General features: G+C 56.1%; 16 protein-coding genes and 1 pseudogene. 13 read left to right on the forward strand and 4 right to left on the reverse strand.

The features are described from left to right. The first annotated feature begins 6 nt into the window (after window positions 1-6). The 3 genes and pseudogenes from ACJ8OK_RS14725 (at window position 7) to ACJ8OK_RS14735 (ending at window position 4,297) form a co-directional block, all read left to right on the forward strand. Window positions 7-954 carry a reverse transcriptase domain-containing protein gene (locus tag ACJ8OK_RS14725; protein ID WP_255201735.1) on the forward strand — a complete coding sequence of 316 codons (948 nt, stop codon included), beginning with the start codon at window positions 7-9 and terminating at the stop codon, window positions 952-954. Window positions 955-2,008: 1,054 nt separating this feature from the next. Beyond that, window positions 2,009-3,094, forward strand: a pseudogene (locus ACJ8OK_RS14730) (DDE-type integrase/transposase/recombinase). Between the two features lie 91 nt (window positions 3,095-3,185). Continuing rightward, a protein-coding gene (locus tag ACJ8OK_RS14735) for an IS3 family transposase (protein ID WP_176326444.1) occupies window positions 3,186-4,297 on the forward strand; the annotation gives its coding sequence in 2 pieces (ribosomal slippage) (window positions 3,186-3,447 and window positions 3,447-4,297; 1,113 coding nt in all). Window positions 4,298-5,656: 1,359 nt separating this feature from the next. Here ACJ8OK_RS14735 and ACJ8OK_RS14740 read toward each other — a convergent pair. Then, on the reverse strand, window positions 5,657-6,445 hold the full coding sequence (locus tag ACJ8OK_RS14740; RefSeq protein ID WP_213929472.1) for a MipA/OmpV family protein: 789 nt from the start codon (window positions 6,443-6,445) through the stop codon (window positions 5,657-5,659). A 130-nt stretch (window positions 6,446-6,575) separates the two neighbouring features. Between ACJ8OK_RS14740 and ACJ8OK_RS14745 the strand changes: the two genes are divergently transcribed. Both ACJ8OK_RS14745 and ACJ8OK_RS14750 read left to right on the forward strand, forming a co-directional pair. Next, complete coding sequence (locus tag ACJ8OK_RS14745; RefSeq protein WP_317522370.1) at window positions 6,576-7,274, forward strand: response regulator; 699 nt, start codon at window positions 6,576-6,578, stop codon at window positions 7,272-7,274. Further along, window positions 7,271-8,458, forward strand: a complete 1,188-nt coding sequence (locus tag ACJ8OK_RS14750; RefSeq protein ID WP_411750433.1) for a sensor histidine kinase — start codon at window positions 7,271-7,273, stop codon at window positions 8,456-8,458. The genes ACJ8OK_RS14745 and ACJ8OK_RS14750 overlap by 4 nt, the downstream gene beginning before the upstream one ends. Window positions 8,459-8,518: 60 nt before the next feature. Here the strand turns inward: ACJ8OK_RS14750 and ACJ8OK_RS14755 are convergent, their stop codons facing one another. Then, window positions 8,519-9,421 (reverse strand): LysR family transcriptional regulator, encoded by a 903-nt coding sequence (locus ACJ8OK_RS14755; RefSeq protein WP_031299766.1) that lies wholly within the window; start codon window positions 9,419-9,421, stop codon window positions 8,519-8,521. 140 nt (window positions 9,422-9,561) lie between these two features. On the opposite strand from ACJ8OK_RS14755, the gene ACJ8OK_RS14760 reads away from it, so the two are divergent. The 7 genes from ACJ8OK_RS14760 to ACJ8OK_RS14790 all read left to right on the forward strand — a co-directional run bounded on the left by ACJ8OK_RS14760 (window position 9,562) and on the right by ACJ8OK_RS14790 (window position 16,172). Beyond that, window positions 9,562-11,097 (forward strand): MFS transporter, encoded by a 1,536-nt coding sequence (locus tag ACJ8OK_RS14760; protein ID WP_135637693.1) that lies wholly within the window; start codon window positions 9,562-9,564, stop codon window positions 11,095-11,097. A 41-nt stretch (window positions 11,098-11,138) separates the two neighbouring features. Beyond that, entirely contained in the window at window positions 11,139-12,182 is a 1,044-nt protein-coding gene (locus ACJ8OK_RS14765; protein WP_135637694.1) for an HlyD family secretion protein, read from the forward strand. After that, entirely contained in the window at window positions 12,179-13,624 is a 1,446-nt protein-coding gene (locus ACJ8OK_RS14770) for an efflux transporter outer membrane subunit (protein WP_442530658.1), read from the forward strand. Before ACJ8OK_RS14765 ends, ACJ8OK_RS14770 begins: the two co-directional genes overlap by 4 nt. Continuing rightward, window positions 13,605-14,378 carry a siderophore-interacting protein gene (locus tag ACJ8OK_RS14775; protein ID WP_004934080.1) on the forward strand — a complete coding sequence of 258 codons (774 nt, stop codon included), beginning with the start codon at window positions 13,605-13,607 and terminating at the stop codon, window positions 14,376-14,378. The genes ACJ8OK_RS14770 and ACJ8OK_RS14775 overlap by 20 nt, the downstream gene beginning before the upstream one ends. Window positions 14,379-14,399: 21 nt before the next feature. Further along, complete coding sequence (locus tag ACJ8OK_RS14780; RefSeq protein ID WP_015376224.1) at window positions 14,400-14,843, forward strand: universal stress protein; 444 nt, start codon at window positions 14,400-14,402, stop codon at window positions 14,841-14,843. A 71-nt stretch (window positions 14,844-14,914) separates the two neighbouring features. Continuing rightward, a complete protein-coding gene (locus tag ACJ8OK_RS14785) occupies window positions 14,915-15,427 on the forward strand; it encodes an Mpo1 family 2-hydroxy fatty acid dioxygenase (protein WP_033631450.1) in 513 nt (170 codons plus the stop codon). Between the two features lies 1 nt (window position 15,428). Further along, on the forward strand, window positions 15,429-16,172 hold the full coding sequence (locus ACJ8OK_RS14790) for a nucleotidyltransferase domain-containing protein (RefSeq protein WP_235363069.1): 744 nt from the start codon (window positions 15,429-15,431) through the stop codon (window positions 16,170-16,172). A gap of 31 nt (window positions 16,173-16,203) precedes the next feature. Here the strand turns inward: ACJ8OK_RS14790 and ACJ8OK_RS14795 are convergent, their stop codons facing one another. Further along, the gene (locus tag ACJ8OK_RS14795) at window positions 16,204-17,304 is read right to left on the reverse strand and encodes an alkene reductase (RefSeq protein ID WP_004934091.1); all 1,101 of its coding nucleotides are present in this window, start codon (window positions 17,302-17,304) and stop codon (window positions 16,204-16,206) included. Between the two features lie 364 nt (window positions 17,305-17,668). Between ACJ8OK_RS14795 and ACJ8OK_RS14800 the strand changes: the two genes are divergently transcribed. After that, the gene (locus ACJ8OK_RS14800; RefSeq protein ID WP_033645072.1) at window positions 17,669-18,835 is read left to right on the forward strand and encodes an MFS transporter; all 1,167 of its coding nucleotides are present in this window, start codon (window positions 17,669-17,671) and stop codon (window positions 18,833-18,835) included. A gap of 34 nt (window positions 18,836-18,869) precedes the next feature. Here the strand turns inward: ACJ8OK_RS14800 and ACJ8OK_RS14805 are convergent, their stop codons facing one another. After that, window positions 18,870-19,619, reverse strand: coding sequence for an NAD-dependent epimerase/dehydratase family protein (locus tag ACJ8OK_RS14805; RefSeq protein WP_135637698.1), 750 nt, complete (start codon window positions 19,617-19,619; stop codon window positions 18,870-18,872). Window positions 19,620-19,864: the final 245 nt, after the last annotated feature.

The raw sequence follows: 19,864 nt of genomic DNA on the forward strand, positions 1-19,864 counted from the left end.
GCGGATATGGACTGGCTCGAGGCCTATCGCTGGGTGAAGAGTCGACGGCGACATGCGCCGCCCAATGCGGATATTTGGCATTTGCGTTTCCACTGGGCCGAGCGTAGAGCCGCCATTTATCGGCGAGTGCGCAACGGCGATTACCGTTTGCTGCCGATGCAGCTTTACCGCTATCGCGATCGCAGTTGGGTGCAATGGAGCGCGCAAGATGCGCTGGTGCTGAAATGGGTCTGCTTGCGGGTGGAAAATGACCTGCCCACCCATGAACGCTGCGTTCACCTCAAAGGGCGTGGTGGGGGTAAACTGTCGGTCGAGAATGTATGGCGTGAACTCACCTGCGGTGATTACGCCTTTGTTTATCGAACGGATATCCGCGGTTATTACCGGCATATCCGCAAGGCGCAAGTACTGAGCCTGGTGCAGCAGCATATTGATGATCCGGTGCTTATCGATCTGATTGAGCAGTATTTGTATTACAGCGTCGAGGACGGGGGCGAGATTTTTACCCCGCGGTACGGCATTTGTCGCGGTTGTGCGCTTAGCCCGCTGATCGGCGCCAGTCTATTGCATCATGTCGACAGTTATTTTTCCGCGCAGGAAGGAACCTTTTATTCGCGCTATATGGATGATTTTTTGCTGTTTACCCGTACACGCTGGCACCTGAAGCGCTGCGTGAAACGCCTGCACGGATTTTTTAATTTGGGTGGATTTGAAACCCACCCCGACAAAACTCGACTGGGGAGAATTGAACATGGTTTTGACTGGCTGGGCGTGTGGTTTACCCCTGAGGGCACCACCATCGCGCCGCGCGCGTTAGAAAATTACCGTACTCAACGCCTGCGGCTTTACGAGCAGGCCCGGGGGCGGGGACTGTCAGTGGCAGAATCCGACGCACGGGTGCAGGCGTATGAAAAACGCTGGAACATATGGGCAGATGGAATGCTCCGACGATGAATGATTGCTCTCAAAACGATAGCTGGCAAAGGCAGGGACTACTGTGAGAAAAATACTAGACATCAGGGTCGTGGTGGTGATGTCGGCCATCGCGGCGTTCGACGCTACATGTGAGGGTGTGGTGGAAGGTGGTTACGAGGTACCACCTCTTCCATACGTGACCGTATACATTGGGGGGCCGACAGTATTAGGGGCTGTTAACGGTTTACCGGGGAGCTGCGGGGTGATGGGCCAGGTATGGGATAAGCCAGGGTCTGGTAGACGGTCTGCATTATATCGTAAGGACTTCGGAGAATCGGATTTATCCGGGAAAAGTTATTGCATGGGGGTGCAGATAGCCGGGAAGGGTGTAGGGGACCCACGGGAAACTGCCGAGCTCGTGTTCGAACGTATGAAGGCGGGTATGAGGGTGCCGTACTCGCAAGCAGGGACTCCTGGTAGTTATGTTGACGATAACGAATCTCTTTGTTTATATGCTGCTGTCGTCGGTATAACTACATGGCCTCAGATGCAGAGGTTTCATTTTAGAAAGCATGGATTCACCCTCCCTGGATGGCCTGATCATTGTACATTGCGTGCCGTGCCCAAACCCGTTTTATGCTCGATCGTAGGGCGTGGTGAAATCGTCCACCAGACTGCCTCTGTTGGTACGGTCTATCGTCGGAATAAGGTTTCTCTTGGGGTGGAATGTGATGGTACTGCGTCTGTGGTCCTGGATGTACCCCGCAACCCCGCGGTACTTCGAACCGAGAATAAACAAATCGAATCCGGTATTTATTTAAATCGAGATGGAGTTTATTCCGCGACGGTTACCGCGGCTCCCCATGGATCTGTGGACGTAATAAGTGTAGTGGACACAGATGTTAGATTTGCAGGGACGTATAACGGATCGGTTGTGGTGACTGCCACGTGGGATTAGCTAGACAGCTTAGTGGGTTCTGAATTGGGAATGTGGGTAACGGTAGATCTGGTGAAATGAAGTGATGACAGTCCCCCCCGAAAAACCGGTATGTGCATAGGAAGAATGTCTCGTGGACTGGACCGTCGAATGTTTATGAAAAAGTCACGTTTTACAGACAGATAGAACTCGGTCATCCAGAAGCAAGACGAATCGGAATGCCTGTGGCTGTACTGTGCCGCGAGCATGGAATGAACAATGCCAGTTCTATGGGAGGCGTTCACCGTTTGGCGGGATGGATGCCTCCATGATCGCCCGCCCTGGAGGAGCTGGAACACGAAAACCGTTGTCTCAAACTGATGTATGCCGAAGAGCGGCTTAAATCGGGTATTATTATGGGGGCCATGGCAAAAACGTGGTGCAGCCCTCCCAGTGAAAGCAGCTGGTACTTGGACCGAGGTCCGAAGCCGACGCATCAACATACATTTTGCCTGCCTGTTGGTTCTGACAGAAAAAGCTGCTATCGCTACCAACCTGAGTTGAATGAAGAACATGTCGTTATTGCCGATTTGATGATTCGTATCACTGACAGGCAGCACAACTGGGGGTTTGGTCTGTGTTTTTTGTATCCTCGTAACGTGAAAAGCTTTAAGTTCAACCACAAAACAGTGTACCGGATTTACTGCGAGTTATCGCTGAACATGCGAATAAACCCCAAAAAACTGCTGAAAAGGGATAAGCCTTAACCGCTTGCCGTACCTGAATGCAGCAATGGATACTGGTCGATGGACTTCCTACGCGAGCGGTGAGCGGCTGGACTTTCAGTCCGTCTGCTGAATGTCATTTCCGGCTATCCCGTGACGCGCTGACCATTGAGGTCGATTTTTCTAGCCCGCCATTCGGGTTGTCAGAGTACTGGAACAACTCATTGAATGGAAAGGAAAACCCAAAGCAATCCGCTGTGATACCGGTCCAGAATATACCAGTAATACCTTGATATTATGGATAATTATGTAGGAGTCAGGACTGATTTCGTTCAGCCGGGTAATCCGCGGAGAAATGCTTATTTTGATCGTTACAAACGGACTGTGTGTTATGACTGGCTGGGGCCGCATCTGTTTACATCACAGGATGAATTACAAAACTAAGCCACCGGGTGGCAAGGTTTTTTATAATCACGAACGACCCAATATGGCGTTGAATGGTTACACACCGATGAAGCATCTTCAGCGAATGGCCTGATTCTACTTATTATGTAAGCATCCCGGTAAAACGGACCATTCACTTTTAGAGATCTTCCGACATACTGATTATGTCCCCTGAGGAGATCGTCATGCGTAAAGCCCGATTCACCGAGCACCAGATCATTACCGTTCTGAAGTCTGTCGAAGCCGGACGTACCGTTAAGGATGTTTGCCGCGAAGCGGGAATATCCGAAGCTTCCTATTACAACTGGAAAGCAAAGTATGGCGGGATGGAAGCTTCTGATATCAAAAAGATGAAGGATCTGGAGGACGAAAACCGGCAGCTCAAACAGATGTTTGCTGATCTCAGCCTTGAATGTCTGGCCCTGAAAGACGTTATCGAAAAAAAGCTTTAAAGCGAGCGATAAAGCGGGAGCTCGTCAGTTATCTGGCGGCACAGTTTGCCATGAGTATCCGCCAGGCATGCAGGACATTATCGCTGAGCAGGACGGTGTATTTTTATCAGCCCGATACCCGGCGTGATGAACCGGTGATCCGGGCTTTGACTGAACTGGCAGAACGCTATCCACGATACGGTTTTAAAAAGCTGTTCCAACTACTGCGCAGACAGGGCAACACCTGGAACCATAAACGTGTTCACCGGATTTATTGCCTGCTGAAACTGAATTTTCGTCGCAAAGGAAAGCAACGTCTGCCAGTGCGTAATCCGGCCTCGCTGGCCACAACGGGATCGCTGAACCAGAGCTGGTCCATTGATTTTATGCACGATGCGCTGGTCTGCGGCAGGCGCTTCCGGACCTTCAACGTGGTAGATGATTTTAACCGTGAAGCACTGGCGATAGAAATCGACCTGAATATCCCTGCTCAGCGAGTCGTCCGGGTGCTGGACAGGATCGTGGCAAACCGTGGTTACCCACTGAAGATGCGGATGGACAACGGGCCCGAACTGGTCTCACTGGCGCTGGCCCAATGGGCCGAAGAACATGGTGTGCAGCTCGAATTTATCAAGCCGGGTAAGCCTACACAAAATGCTTTTATCGAACGGTTCAACCGGACATACCGAACAGAAATCCTGGATTTTTATCTGTTCAGAACACTGAATGAAGCGCGGGAAATTACAGAGCGCTGGCTGAAGGAATATAACAACGAGCGGCCTCATGAATCCCTGAACAACCTGACGCCGGCAGAGTACCGGCTGATGGCTGAAACACCGGATATCTCAAAAAGTGCATGGAACTAAAGCCGGGATGCTTACAGTTCACTCCTGACTGTTGGTTCAAATGCGACACTTACGTTAAACCCATTAGGTAAAGCGCCGAACACGAATATCCTTAATTTAGAGTAACACTCTTGTAGGAGTTCGAAGTGGTAGTGTACGCACTGAAGTGACTGGTTTTAGCCGAGTTTTTGATAAGTAATCACCGGTGAATGTATTGATTTTTTGTTAAAAATTGAAAGGTGTGATCCCTGTGACCTGTTTTGTCATTAATCTTTTTTGATCAGTACCTGTTTGTTTGATTCGATTGAAAATTGACCATTTAAAATATGGTGGTATAAGGATTTGTATAATACAGAAATTAACTTTTATAAATGCCTTTTATATCAATGTGATGGGTTTTAACTATCCCTCCTGTGATCTTCCGCCAATCAATGTCTCTCTTGCTCTTCTGTGTTATTCGAGCTTTGCAGCATGAATGACAGTCTTTCTATGTGAATATGAGATCTTGCAGCCAGACAATGGGATTGTCTGGCTGTGCGGGGATTATGCGACTACTTATTGAACAGGTGTGTGCCGATGGATAAACAGCCGCTGAGTAAGAAAATGGATGACAGAATAGAAATGTAAATGAGTGACTTCATTCAGGCCTCTGACGATTAGAAAAGCGAAACGCAGCCGGATAACGCAAGCGTTGATGATAGGGTTAAAAGGTAATAGGCAATCTTTAGAAACATAAATTCATCCTGTTTTTGCGGTATCGACTCTTGGTTTGATAGCGTTTTATGCATTTTGCAAAAAATAAGTAACTGTATATTTAATCCGGCTATCAGGGTATGAAAGACCGGGGTGTTTTCACTTTGGCGCCATGTTGAGTATTTCTTTGCAGTGGATTGACAGTGGGTTGATGATTTTTTGGCATGCTTTCCTTTTGGTTAATAAACCATTCAAGTTTGTTAAGCTGTAATGAGGAAGGCCATCGTGAAAACAATTTTGTTAATTTCTTTCTTGGCATCAATATTCATCACCGCGATTCATGGCCATGAAAGGCAATGCTCCGGTATTCACAGTGGTGTTGCCATACTCGGAAACGAATCGAGTGTAATAACCTGTGATTTAAATTCTTGCTCTTTTCACAATGTTCTTCAATGCGTTAGCACTCCTAAAATATTTATATTCAGACCGTTACTAAAACGTTTGAAAACAGCGTTAAAATCCTAACTTTTGACTTCATCAGTCAAATTTTACTGAGTCGCTGGTTGAAGAGTAATGAAACTTTAATTGTGGCAAGGTTATGAGTGAGGCGTCCTTTTAAAGTCCCATTACTCTTCTGAATTTCACGTTGCAGCTTCAGGGAGTTTTGCACATTGGGTCCGTGCTTACTTAGAACGTATAACTTATTGCCACGGCGCCGCTTGTTCCCTCCTTTTGTTTAACGATAGGGCTATTGGCGGCGTTATCCCCGAGCCATGTATGGTTGATGCCAAACCACCCGCCCCAGTTTTCGTTAAACTGATGCACCCAGATCAGGCTTACGTCGGTGCCGTAATAGCCACCAGTGCTGTTATAACGGGAGTAACCCGAGTTTGCACTTTGCGTACTGTTGACCCCATACCACGTATTCATATAGCGAGAATCTGCAAATAATGCGCTGAATTTTAACGTGATGGCATCCACGTCATCCTTAACAGGAATGACGTCCACGGAGGTGGCATAAGATATTCCCTGGCCATCACTCAGCGGTAGCGTGGCCTTTCCTTCAAAGACCAGCCAGGGTGTTACAGCCCATCCTAAGGTTAGGCCCGTATTAACAGTTGCCGAGACATCTCCCATGCCCTTCAGCGCGTCTGAGCCTTTACGCCAAGCTGAATCTTCATCGGTTCGCCCAGAATCATAGCCTATCGTTGGAATGAAATATAAACCGTTTTCGCTTTGAAAACGAAAACCTGCGCCATTCATTGAATCGACAAAGAAATTATCCTGTTGGTAATGAAATAGCGGCATGGCTCCCCAGGTTTGTTCATTTGAACCACTGTATTTTGGCGATGATACCGCACCAAAACTTACGGTAAATGCCGTTCCACTTTTCTCGTTATCACTTGCATAGCTGGGGGAAATACTGGATATTATCAGCAGAGCCAACGTATTTTTAAGCATTTTACTTTCTAACATTATGAGCCTCTTTATTATGTGTATCGGTATGATAAGACTGTTCACGCAAGGCGGAGTATGCCGATGATTTGTCAATTAACCGTCAATTAATAATCAATAAATAGCCAAGAACCTTCAGGGGTGGGATGATATGCAAAATAAACGAGTTTTAGTCATTGAAGATGACATCGATGCGGCAAATGTACTGGAGGCTTATCTTAGACGTGAAGGCTATAATGTCGCTGTGGTGGGGAACGGGCTGATTGGTTTGAATACGGCTTTGACCTGGAAGCCCGATATTATATTACTGGATGTGATGTTGCCTGATATGAATGGAACGGAAATTTTGGCAGCTCTCAGACGAAAGGTGAATACGCCGGTTATCATGATCACGGCGATGGGGGAGCCTCATGATAAAATTGGCGCGCTTCGCTATGGTGCGGATGATTATATCGTTAAACCTTATAACCCTGGTGAGGTAATGGCTCGCGTACAGGCGGTATTAAGGCGAAGCAGCGGGCATCAAATTGCTTGTGATGAAATATTGCGCTGGGAAAAGCTAGAATTAGATGTCGCCAATATGGTGGCGAGAGTGTTAACAATCGAGAGCGGCGCTTTCACTCTGGATTTAACATTAACTGAGTTTTCCATTCTCAGCACATTGATGAAAGCTTCAACGAGGCCGCTAAGCCGCCAGCTTTTGCTTGAAAAATGTTTACCAGAGAGTGATGCGCTCGAAAGAGTGGTGGATACGCACGTTTATAATCTAAGACGGAAGCTTGAAGCGGCAGGCGTTGATAACGTGATCTTTAACGTGCGCGGCGTTGGCTATAGGTTTTGCAAATCATGAAGAGCAAAAATAAGTCTCTTTTGTTTTGGGTGTCTGTTCGCATCGTCATTGTCGCCATCGTGACGCTTTTTACCATTCTTCTGGCGATGTGGGGGATTTTTGCTGCCCAGTACTTTTATGTTATTCATGAAATGCCGGCATCGGTTTACGAAAGATTCTTGATGCTGCGAGAGAACCCCAGCCTGGACATAGAGGCGTTCCATGAGATCGTCGATACGTATTGGGGACTGGATTACAGCACGCCTTCGCTGACTTCTTTAAATTGGGGGTGGCTACTTATTTTTCTGATCGTTGTCGTTCCATTGATAACGTTGATGTGCGTGCGCATCGCACGTCCTCTTACCGCCCAATTTCGCAATCTCACCGACGTTGCGGAAATCGTGGCTCAGGGGAATTTTAAGCAACAAGCCGAGTTGGTTCAGGCGTGTCCTGATGACATTATAAAATTCTCAATAAATTTCAATGAGATGGTTAACAAGCTCGCTTTGTACGAACGTGAGATAAAGGCGTCGCATGTCGCTTTGGCGCATGAGCTGCGTTCACCGTTGACCGGGGCTATGGGCCGTCTTCAGGGCATGATAGACAACGTTTTTCCTGCGAGTCAGGCACAGCTGAATATGGTGATGACGCAATTAAAAAATCTGAGTTACCTTACCGAAGATCTGTATTTCCTCTCCCTGGCCAGTGCGGGCCAACTGAAGTTGAGTAAAAACGTTTTCACTATCAATAACGTGTTAAAGGAAAGAGTGGCATGGCTCAAGCCTCAATTGGAGGCTGCGGGCATGTCCATCTCCATCAAGGAGAGCGGGCAGTTTGATTTTGTTGGGGATGAATTCAGGGTAGGTCAGGTATTCAGCATACTTATCGAAAATATGCTTCGTTATTGTAGCCAGGGCGATCGAATGTGCATTCGTCTCGAACAGACAACGCAGGAAATCGTGTTGGCTTTTCAAGATACGGGGCCTGGCGTTGCACAGGATTATTTGCCGCAAATATTTGAGCGTTTCACTCGTGGTGAAACGTCCCGCGCGCGCGATTCCGGCGGCAGCGGCCTCGGGCTCTCCATTGCGAAGGCGATTTGCGTTGCCCATCACGGAACGATAACAGCCAGTCTGCCGGCCGGCAAAGGGCTGTTAATCACCATAAACTTACCCCTGCCAGCGCAGGGCGCGGCTCACCGCTAGCGAGGCTTCTGGCGGCAGTGCCGCAATGCGCTGAAGGGGCATTATGGGCGGCGAAGCCCCTCACTCCCGCTGCAAAAAGAACTGCTTGATGGTCTGCCGCAGCCAGCGATGCGCCGGATCGCGATCCAGGCGCGGGTGCCAGGCCTGCACGATAAACACCGACTCCAGCTCGAGCGGCAGCTCGATCTCCGCCAACGGCAGGTGGATGTTGCTCACCCCTTGCAGCACGTGGCGCGGCAGCGGCAGGATAAAGTCCGATTTCATGGTCAGCATCATCGCCGAATGGAAGCCCGGCAGGGTCAGGGCGACGTTGCGCTGCAGGCCGAGATCGCGCAGCGCGTCGTCGATCGGCCCCTGCGTGCGCCCGCGGCGGGAGACGCTGATATGCGGGTAATGAGTCAGGGTTTCGGGCGTTACCCGGCCGATAATTGGGTGCCCAGGGCGCACCAGCGCCTGAAAGGTGCTGGTGAACAGGCTCTGCGTCTTGATTTCCGGGTGCCAGTCGCGCGAGGAACCGATCACCAGATCCACCTTGCCGCTGCGCAGCGCGTCATCTTCGCCGTCGCTTTCAGCGATAAACTTCAGGCCGCTTAACGGCGCCATGTCCCGCAGCGTCTCCAGCAAGCCGCCCGCCAGCGCGCCGATAAAAATGTCGTTGGCGCGAATGGTGAAGGTTCTGGTCAGCTTGCCGGGTTCGAACGCATCATTCGGCGCGATCAGCGCGGCGGCCTGCTCGATGATCTCGCCGAGCTGGCGTTTCAACTCCAGCGCGCGCGGCGTCGGCACCAGATGCTTGCCGGCTCTGACCATGATCGGGTCGTCGAACTGCCGGCGGATGCGCCCCAGAATGCGGCTCATCGCCGGCGCGCTCAGATTCATCTTCTCGGCGGCGCCGCTCACGCTCCCTTCTTCCAGCAGCAGATTCAGCGCATAGATCAGGTTGAAATCAATTTTTTGCGGCATGGCCTCTCCGGTGGTGGTGCGCTCAATGGATTGCGTTTTGTGCAACTAGTTAATTACATCATTTCATTTTAAACAATCGAAATAAGTCCGGATACTGCCCACGACAACAAAGATTGAGGCTGAAACAGCAGGAGTGGGGAATGGTTGAGGTGTCTGTTACGCCGCACCACAAAAATCGGTGGCTCGCCAGCGCCGGCGAAATCAACGGCCGCACCTGGCTGGGGTTGTTCGGCGTGTTTTTGGCGGTGATGGCCAGCGGCGTGGGGGAAAACGCCAGCAAGTTCGCGCTGGCGGATATACAGGGCGGCATGCTGCTGAGTTTCGATGCCGGCAGTTGGCTGACCACCTGTTACGTTACCGGCTTTGTGATCGGTTCCGGGTTCACACCCTGTTTTTGGCCGACCTTTTCGCTGCGCCGGGTGGCGTTGACGATGTGCGGCATTTACCTGGCCGGCGGGCTGCTGACGCCCTGGTTGGGAGAACCGTATGGCGTGCTGCTGGCGGTGCGCAGCCTGCAGGGCTTCGCCGGCGGCGCGTTGCCGCCGATGCTGATGACGGTGGTGCTGCGTTTTATGCCGCCGCTGATCAAGGTGTTGGGGCTGGGCGCCTACGGCTGGGTCTCGGCCTGGAGCGCTACGCTGGGCGCCACCGCCGCCGCTTTCGCCTTTCACTGGGGTTGGAGCGGGTACTTCTACTGGAACCTGCCGCTGATGGCGATTGCCGCTGTATGTATCGGCTACGGTCTGCCGCAGGATCCGCTGCGGCTGGAGCGCCTGCGGCAGTTCAACTGGCGCGGCCTGCTGCTCGGCGGCATGGCGCTCGGCATGCTGACGGTGGGCATCTCACAGGGGGAGCGGCTCGACTGGCTGAACTCGCCACTGATCTACGTTTTATTGTTGGGCGGCGGCGGATTATTGGCGTTATTTCTGATTAACGAATGGTATCACCCGCTGCCTTTTTTCAATTTGCAGCTATTAAGCAAAAGGAATTTGTCCTTCTCCTTAATTACGCTGGGTGGCGTGCTGTTAATTATGGTGTCGCTGGTCAATATTACGTCGGGATATTTATCCGCGATTCAGGGCTACCGTCAGGAACAAACTTCCGACTTAATGCTGTGGGTGGCGTTGCCGCAATTAATTACGCTGCCGATTGTCGCCATTATTTGCAATACGCCGCGGGTGGATTGCCGCTGGGTGCTGGCGATCAGCCTGCTGTTGATGGCCACCGCTTGCGTGCTGGCCGCCCAGCTGACGCCGGAATGGAACGGCGACACGTTTCGCGTTATCGCGCTGTTGCAGGCGGTCGCGCAACCGATGGCGATCATCCCCCTGCTGATGCAGGCGACCGGTGGGCTGTTGCCGACCGACGGGCCGTTTGCGGCGGCCTGGTTTAACGCGGTGAAGGGCTTCGCCGCCACCGCGGCCGGCGGCGCCATCGCGCTGCTCAGCCGACAGCGCGGAGACTATCACGCCGGCACGATCGCCGACGGTTTTGGCTCGGCCTACAGCAGCGCATCGGGGTCGGCGGAGCAGCTGGCGCAGCTTGCCGCCCGGCAGGGCCACGTTCTGGCCAGCGCCGATCTTTATCTGTTGGTTGCCGGCCTGGCGTTATTACTGACCACGCTGATTTTATTTATGCCGACCCGTATTTATCCGCCGCGTTCGGTCGCCGCCTGACATTTTATCATCAGAAATAAATATTAAGTGGAGTCACTTTTATGGCTAACAAGAAAGTCGCCATTGCCGTATTGGCGGTTACCGCCATTACGCTGGGGTTATTAATGAATAAGTTTTTTATTAAAGAGACACAGCAGAATACCAACGACGCCTATATTCGCGCCGATATCTCGCGTATTTCTCCGCAGATTGCCGGTGAAATTGCGCAGGTGTTGGTCAGGGACAACCAGTGGGTTAAACAGGGGGAGTTGCTGGCGGTGATCGACCCGCGTGAATTCAACGTTGCCCTTGCGCAGGCGACGGCGCAGGAACAATCCGCCCGCGCCCGGCAGGACGACGCCAGGGCCAACCTCACCCGGCAGAGCGCGCTGATCGCCGCCGCGCTGGCGGAGCGGCAGGCGGCGCAGGCGGAGCTGGCGTTTGCGCGCCAGGAGCAGAACCGCTACCAGAGAATGGCCAGCAGCGGCGCGGGGTCGCAGCAGGCGGCGCAGCAGGCGACAACGCGCGTGCACACGCTTTCCGCCAACGTGGCGCAGGCGGAGGCGACGCTCAAAGCGGCGCGAAACATGGAGCAGGTGCTGCAGGCCAAGCTGGCGGACAGCGATGCCGAGCTGATGCTGGCGCAGGCCAAGAAAGCGATGGCCGAACTGAACCTGTCTTACACCCGCATCACCGCACCGATCGGCGGCGTGATTGGCAAGAAAAGCCTGCGGGTCGGGGAGTTCGTCAAACCGGGCGATGCGCTGCTGGCCATCGTGCCGCAGGACAAGCTGTACATCATCGCCAACTACCAGGAAACCCAGCTGGAAAACATTGCGCACGGGCAGTCGGTAGACATCCATATCGATACCTTTCCCGGCCAAACGCTGAAAGGGCAGGTGGACAGCATCGCGCCGGCTTCCGGCGTCAGCTTCGCGGCCGTGGCGCCGGAGAACGCCACCGGCAACTTCACCAAGATCGTGCAGCGCATCCCGGTGAAAATTGTATTTGATATCAACAAAGAGCATGCCGCCTTGTTGAGCGCCCTGCGCGTTGGCATGTCTGCGGACGTCAGCATCAATACGCTTGACGGAGGCCTGCAATGAACAGAGCCGTGATCCCGCTGCTGTTGATGGCGCTGAGCGGCTGCCGGGCGGTAGGGCCGGACTACGCTCGGCCGCAGAGCGCGCTGCCCGAGAGCTGGGGTGAGCAGGCCGGCGGCGGGGCGCTGCCGGTGGCCTGGTGGTCGATATTCAACGATGCGCCGCTGTCGCAGCTGGTGCAGCGCGTGGCGGCCGGCAACCTGGATCTGCAGCTCGCCACGGCGCGCCTGCAGCAGAGCCGCGCCCTGCTGGGCGCGACAGAGGCGGCGCTGATGCCGGATCTGAGCCTGGACGGCGCCTATCAGCGCCAGCGCGCCACCTCGGTGGGCAGCATGGATCCGTCCGGCAACGGCGGAGAGGCGGATTACAACCTCTGGCGCGGCGGTTTCAGCGCCGCCTGGGAGCTGGACATGTGGGGCAAGCTGCGCCGCGCCTCGGAAAACGCGCGCGCCGGCTTTGCCGCTTCGCAGGAGAATCGACGCGCGCTGCTGACGTCGGTGACGGCGGAGATGGCGAGCAACTATCTGCGCCTGCGCGCCACGCAGCAGCAGCTGGCGGTGGCGCAGGAAAACCGCGCCACGGCGCTGCGCACGCTGCAGCTGACGCAAAGCCGCTATCAAAGCGGCGCGGGCAACGAACTGGATATCGATCAGGCGCAGGTGCAGTTGGCGCAGGTGGATGCCCTGCTGCCGACGTTGGCCGACCGGCAAGAACGGCTGATTAACGCCATCGGCCTGTTGTTGGGCGAGCGGCCGGGCGCGCTGAACGCGATGCTGTCGCCGCCGGGGCCGCTGCCGACGCTGGCGCGCGCGGTGCCGATGGGGGTGCCGTCGGATCTGGCGCTGCGCAGGCCGGATATTCGCGAAGCGGCGGCGCGTTTGCATCAGGCGACCGCCGAGATCGGCGTCGCCACCGCCGACTACTACCCGCGCATCACGCTGACCGGCAACGCGGGCTACCAGGCATTGGCCTTGTCGGATATGGGCAGCTGGTCCACGCATACCTTCGCCATCGGCCCCGTTTTGTATCTGCCGCTGTTCGACGGAGGGAAAATCACCCAGCGGGTGCGCCTGAGCGAATATCGCCAGCAGGAAATGGCCATCGCCTACCAGCAAACGGTGCTGCGCGCCTGGCACGAGATCGACGACGCGCTTTCCGGCTATCGCGCCCAACAGCGCCGCCAGACGCACCTGGCCGAGGCGCTGGCCGCCAACCGGCACGCGTTTGCGCTGGCGCGCGACAGCTATCTGAACGGCGCCAGCGATTTTATCCACGTTCTGAGCACGCAGCGCGCGCTGCTGGATCTGCAGTCCGCACAAATTGTTTCAGAGGAGGAGACGGCGATCGCCGTGGTGAATATCTATCGAGCGCTGGGCGGCGGCTGGGAACTCACCTACCCGTCTGCGGCGCCACAGGAGAAGGCTGATGCACAACACGCTGAATAAGATTGTCGACGAGATGCTGGAAAGGGACACCCGCCGCAAACGGGAGGCCCGGGTGAGCGCCGTGCGGCAAGTCACCGCTCGGATCAGGCGCATCACGTTGAGCGGCGACGATGTGGATAAGTTTATCGCCGATCCGCGCGCGCAGGAGCCGGCCAGCTGGGTCAAGGTGTTCTTCCCGTGGCGCGATACGCTGGCCGGGCGGGCCTACACCCTGAGCGGCATCGACAAACTCGCTCGCACCTTCGATATCGACATGGTGCTGCACGGCGAAGGTCCGGCGTCGAACTGGGCGCGCGACGCGATGCCGGGCGACAAGCTGGGGTTCGCCGGCCCTTGCTCCGGCGGCTTTCGGCTGTTGCCGCAAACTCGCTGGCTGCTGTTGCTGGGTGATGAGACCGCGCTGCCCGCCATGCGCACTATTCTCGCCTCGCTCTCCGCCCCGTTGCCGGTGCTGTGGTTCGCCGAGGTGGGCGATGCGCAGGAGATCCAGGACGTCGATTGCTCCTTTTTGCAGGTGAACAGCTGGCAAATCCGCACCCGACATTTCGACAGCGTGATGAACAGCCCGCTGGTGCAGGCCGTCAGCCATTGCGAGCTGCCGGCCGGCGAAGGACAGGTGTGGTTGGCCTGCGAGCACCAGGTCGCCGCCTATCTGAAGGCGCGTTTTATCAACGAAATGGGCATTTCCCGCGCCGCCTTGTTTGCCAAAGGTTATTGGAAAAAGGGCGAAGCCAATTTCAAGGGCGCGATTTAACTCGGGCGAGTGAGGATGGTTATGATTGAGAGAGTGTTATTGGCGGTGGACTGCTTTGAACACAGCGGCAACGCCCTGGAATTTATGGCGCGCCTGCAAGGCAGCATCGGCGGCGTAATTGTGCTGACGGTGGTGGACAATGCCTTCACGCTCAGCCGCAGCGGCCTGCGTTTCGACAGCGATGAGCGCGAGGAGTATCCCGCCGCCCAACGGGAAGAAGCGCTGGCGGAAAAGCAGGTCGGGCAGGTGACGCGGGCGCTGAAACAGCAGGGCTTCAATGCCCAGGGCTTGCTGGCCGCGGGGTCGCCCATCGAGGTGATCCCGGAACAGATGGCGCTGTTCAACTGCGATCTGTTGATCATCTCGCACCGCCACCTGTCTTCGTTGGGGCGCTGGCTGAACGCTTCCGTCACGCGTGGCCTGCTGGATGAGATCGGTCAACCGGTATTGGTGATCCCGCGCTAAGCTATGGGTAAGGGCAGCCGCATGCGGCTGCGCGCGTTCGGCGACGAAGGCCGCACATACCGGAGGTCAACATGCGAAGTCTGGAAGATCACCTTGCCGCTTATGCCGCCTATCACCGCGATGCGCGCAATATCGCCACGCATTTTATCGGTATCCCCCTGATCGTCATCAGCCTGCTGGCGCTGCTCTCCCGGCCGGCGTGGGGCGCGGGAGGGCTGCCATTTTCGCCGGCCTGCGCGGCGGTTATCGTCTCGGCGCTCTATTACCTGCGGCTGAACCTGCGCCTTGGCATCATGATGCTGGCGTTGCTGCTGCTGTGCCTCGTGTTCGGCGCCTGGGTGGCGTCGCTGTCGACGGCGGCGTGGTTGAGCATCGGCATCGGCGGCTTCGTCATCGGCTGGCTGTTTCAGTTTGTCGGGCATTTCTGGGAGGGGCGAAAACCGGCGTTTATGGACGACGTGACGGGCCTTATCATCGGCCCGCTGTTCGTGCTGGCGGAAGCCTGCTTCCTGGCCGGCGGGCTGCGCGAACTGCAGCGGAACATCGAACTGCGCGCGGGCAAAGTGCGCAGCGGGAGGGGATGAGGTGGCGTTGATTCCCACGGTGACGGCATTTCCGCTGCAGCAGGCCTTTATCCCGCTGCTGGAGGCGCTGACGGCGGGGCTGCCGCGCCAATTCCCGGCGCTCATCCACAGCATTTACCTCTACGGCAGCGTCGCGCGCGGCGAAGCCCTTCCCGGCGTGTCCGATCTGGACATCACGCTGTTGCTCATCAAGCCGGCCGATAGCGGGGCGTTGCAGCGCCTTGAGGCGTGGCGGCAAGCCTTTCAGCTGGAGCAGCGGATCGTGAGCAAGGTCGACTTTGACATCGGCAGCGTTGATGAAGCGTTGGCGCCGGAGCATCACGATTCCTGGGGATTTTGGCTGAAGCATCACTGCCGATGCCTGTGGGGCGAAGACGTGTCCGCCGCTTTTTCGCTGTTTCGTCCCGATCGGCGCATCGCGCTGGCGGTCAATGCTGATTTACGGCCCGCGTTGGCGCGTTATCGGGAGCAACTGCTGCAGGCAAGGACGGTATCGGATGAGAGGCGCTTAAAGCGCGAAGCGGCCAGAAAGCTGATCCGCGCCACCAATATGTTGCGCGCCGAGGGGAGCCCGTTCTGGCCGATAACGCTAACCGACTATGCCGATCAGCTGTTGGCGCTTTATGCAGAGCAGCGCGATGAAATGGACTATTGGTTAGCGCACGCGGCAGCGGAGGCGAATGACGCGGATTTTAGCGACAGAATGATGCAATTTCTTGACTGGATCGAAGCACAGAAAAAATAACGCCGGCTTGAGCCGGCGTTGTCGGCGATCGTTACCCGATCGCCGGGTAATCGGTGTAGCCTTCACGGCTGCCGCCGAAAAATTTCTCTTTAATGGGCGCATTCAGCGCCAGCCCGTGTTGCAGGCGGTGAGGCAGATCCGGGTTGGCGATGAACGGGCGGCCGAAGCCGATCAGATCCGCCCAGCCTTTGGCCAGCGCTTCTTCAGCGCGTTCACGCGTGTATTTGCCCGAGTAAATCAGCGTGCCGCGGAAAATCAGGCGCAGTGATTCTTTGAACGCCGCCGGCATCACCGGGGCGTCATCCCAGTCCGCTTCGGCGATGTGAATGTAAGCGGCGCCGATATCGTTCAGTACGCTGGCCGCCGCCAGATAGGTGGCTTCCGGGGTATCGTCCTGCGAGCCCATCAGGGTGGTCAGCGGCGCCAGGCGCACGCCCAGTTTCTCTTTGCCGATGGCGTCCGCTACCGCCTGCGCCACTTCCCGCAGGAAACGCAGGCGATTTTGCAGTGAACCGCCGTATTCGTCGTCGCGCTGGTTTTCCCGCGAGTCGATAAACTGATTGATCAGATAGCCATTCGCGCCGTGCAGCTCTACGCCGTCGAAACCGGCGGCGATGGCGTTGCGGGCCGCCTGGGCGTAGTCGTTGACGATCGCCGGAATTTCTTCCCGCGTTAAGGCGCGCGGTGCGGAGTGTTGCACCATTTCACCCACGCCATGTTCCGGCCCGCGGCCTTCGACATCCACAAATACCTTGACCCCATCGGCCTGGATGGCGGAGGAGGAGACCGGCGCGGCGTGGCCAGGCTGTAGAATGGTATGCGACACGCGGCCGACGTGCCAAAGCTGCGCGAAGATCTTGCCGCCGGCCTGATGTACGGCGTCGGTGACTTTTTTCCAACCGGCGATGTGTTCCGGGGTGTAAATGCCGGGCGTCCAGGCATAACCCTGGCCTTGCTGGCTAATCTGCGTGCCTTCGCTGACGATCAGCCCGGCGCTGGCGCGCTGGGCATAATATTCAGCCATCATGTCGGTGGCGACGTCGCCGGCGCCGGCCCGAGAGCGGGTCATGGGCGGCATGACGATGCGATTGTTCAGCGATAAACCGTTTAAAGAATACGAGTCAAAAAGCATGGCGCTTCCCTCTGTGTGAATGGGGCCGTAGGGTATTGATGTTTTACTGAGGCCATTATATTTCGTCGTTTAATTCTAAAAACGCGCACAATAACAAAACACTTTTGCTCTGTGTTCAATAGTTACGGAAGTCGCCGGCTTGCCGCAGGCGGCGGGAATGAACCCGATGTGCGCTCGGGCGACGGCGGCTATTGCCTGTCGGCGCGTGGTTGAGATAGAGTCGGCTGCTGTTTTTCCCCACGATTTTTAACAAAATCGCAAAAGTCTTTTAGCCTCCCGCCTGCTTATCTTTGGTGTGATCAATGTCATACTTTTGGCATCTTAACTTTCCCGCGCTTCGGCAGCGGTTAACCGGAGTTGTTGAATGAAAATTAACTTTCCCTTATTAGCCCTGGCGGTGGGGGCGTTCGGCATCGGCACGACCGAGTTTTCCCCGATGGGGTTGCTGCCGACCATCGCCAAAGGGGTGGACGTCTCCATCCCGATGGCCGGCATGTTGATCAGCGCCTACGCCGTTGGCGTGATGGTCGGCGCACCGCTGATGACGTTGCTGCTTTCTCACCGGGCGCGCAGAAGCGCGCTGATCTTCCTGATGGCGATCTTTACCCTGGGTAACGTGCTGTCGGCGGTTGCGCCTGACTACACCACCCTGATGCTGTCGCGCATCATCACCAGCCTGAACCACGGCGCGTTCTTTGGCCTCGGTTCAGTGGTGGCCGCCAGCGTGGTGCCGAAAGAGAAACAGGCCAGCGCCGTGGCGACCATGTTTATGGGCCTGACCATCGCCAATATCGGCGGGGTGCCGGCCGCGACCTGGCTGGGTGAAACCATCGGCTGGCGCATGTCGTTCCTGGCGACGGCCGGGCTGGGCGTGATCGCCATGCTGGGGCTGTGGTTCTCGTTGCCGAAAGGCAGCGCCGGCGCACGCCCTGATGTGAAACGCGAGCTGTCGGTGTTGGTGCGCCCGCAGGTGCTGTCCGCCTTGCTGACGACCGTGCTGGGCGCGGGCGCGATGTTCACGCTCTATACCTATATCTCGCCGGTGTTGCAGCACATCACCGATGCGACGCCGCTGTTCGTGACGGTCATGCTGGTGTTGATCGGCGTCGGTTTCTCCATCGGCAACTACCTGGGCGGTAAATTCGCCGACCGCTCCGAGAGCGCGACGCTGAAGGGTTTCTTGCTGCTGCTGGTGGTCATTATGCTGGTGATCCCGTTCCTGGCGCGCAGTGAAATCGGCGCCGCAGTCAGCATGGTGATTTGGGGCGCGGCGACCTTTGCCGTGGTGCCGCCGCTGCAGATGCGCGTGATGCGTGTCGCCAGTGAAGCGCCGGGGCTGTCGTCTTCGGTCAACATCGGCGCCTTTAACCTGGGCAATGCGCTGGGCGCCGCCGCCGGTGGCGCGGTAGTCTCCGCCGGGCTGGGATACAGCTTCGTGCCGGTGATGGGGGCGATTATTGCCGGATTGGCGCTGTTGCTGGTGCTGTTCACCCACCGTCAGGCCGAAAAAGTGGCCTACGCCAACGGTTAAAAACGACAGCGTGCGGCGGGATTCCCCGCCGCGCTCACTCAAAGCCGAGCAGGCTGAACGCATCGTCCTGCGGGGCGTAGCCGAGCAGGTGACGGGTCTCTTCCAGCGATAAACGCGTGTAGCGGTTATTGGAAACCCCGTGCACCACCGCATATTGCACCCCTTCGACACGAATGCAGCGCTCCAGCAGATCGGCGGCGTCGCGATGGCTGAGAAACGCGCTCATGTCGCGGGCGCTGAGCCGATCGCCTGGGCTGAGGGTGGTGAAGTTGGCGATGCGCACCGACAGGGCGGAAAGCCCTTCCTGATGGGCGAAGTAGGCGGCGATGCCTTCGCCGAACGCCTTGCTGGCGCCGTACAGGTTTTTCGGTTTCGGCGCGTCATCCGGGCGGATTTGGTAATCGAGCGGATAGCCTTCCACCGCCTGCGCGCTGCTGGCGAACACCACCCGGCGGCAGCCGGCGTCTTTCGCCGCGCGGAAGATATTGAAAGTGCCGAGAATGTTGTTGTCCATCAACGAACCGCAAAAGTCGGCATCGGGGGAGGGATCGGCCGCCAGGTGCAACACGGTGTCGATATTGGCGCAGGCCGCGCGGCAGGCGTCGAGATCGGCGATGTTGAAGCTGATGACTTCGTCGCCGGGCTGCAGATCGTGCAGCAGGCTGACATCCCTTTCCGCCAACCGCAGCGCGTAGCGATTGCCCATCGCCTGGCGAAACGCCGTGGCTACCCGGCCGCCGGCGCCGGTGATCAGAATCCGTCCCAACTCAGTCCGCAACGTCATGGTCGCTGTCATCCTTACAATCGATTACGTGTTGACCAGTAATAATCGCCCGCGTGACTTTTGTCCAGTCGTTTTAATTAGTCATTCTGATGTTTCTTTCACCATTATCAATTGCGCATGGTGATTTTTGCGCAGGTGAATATCGTGGAATGTTAACGATGTGCAATCAAGCTTGGCGATCTATTTGCCTTATTGATTGCCGATTGTGACTAAAAAAGCGGGGATTGACAGTGGATGGACGAGCG

The organism is Serratia sp. CY71090, assembly GCF_052166845.1.
GTDB lineage: Bacteria > Pseudomonadota > Gammaproteobacteria > Enterobacterales > Enterobacteriaceae > Serratia > Serratia nematodiphila.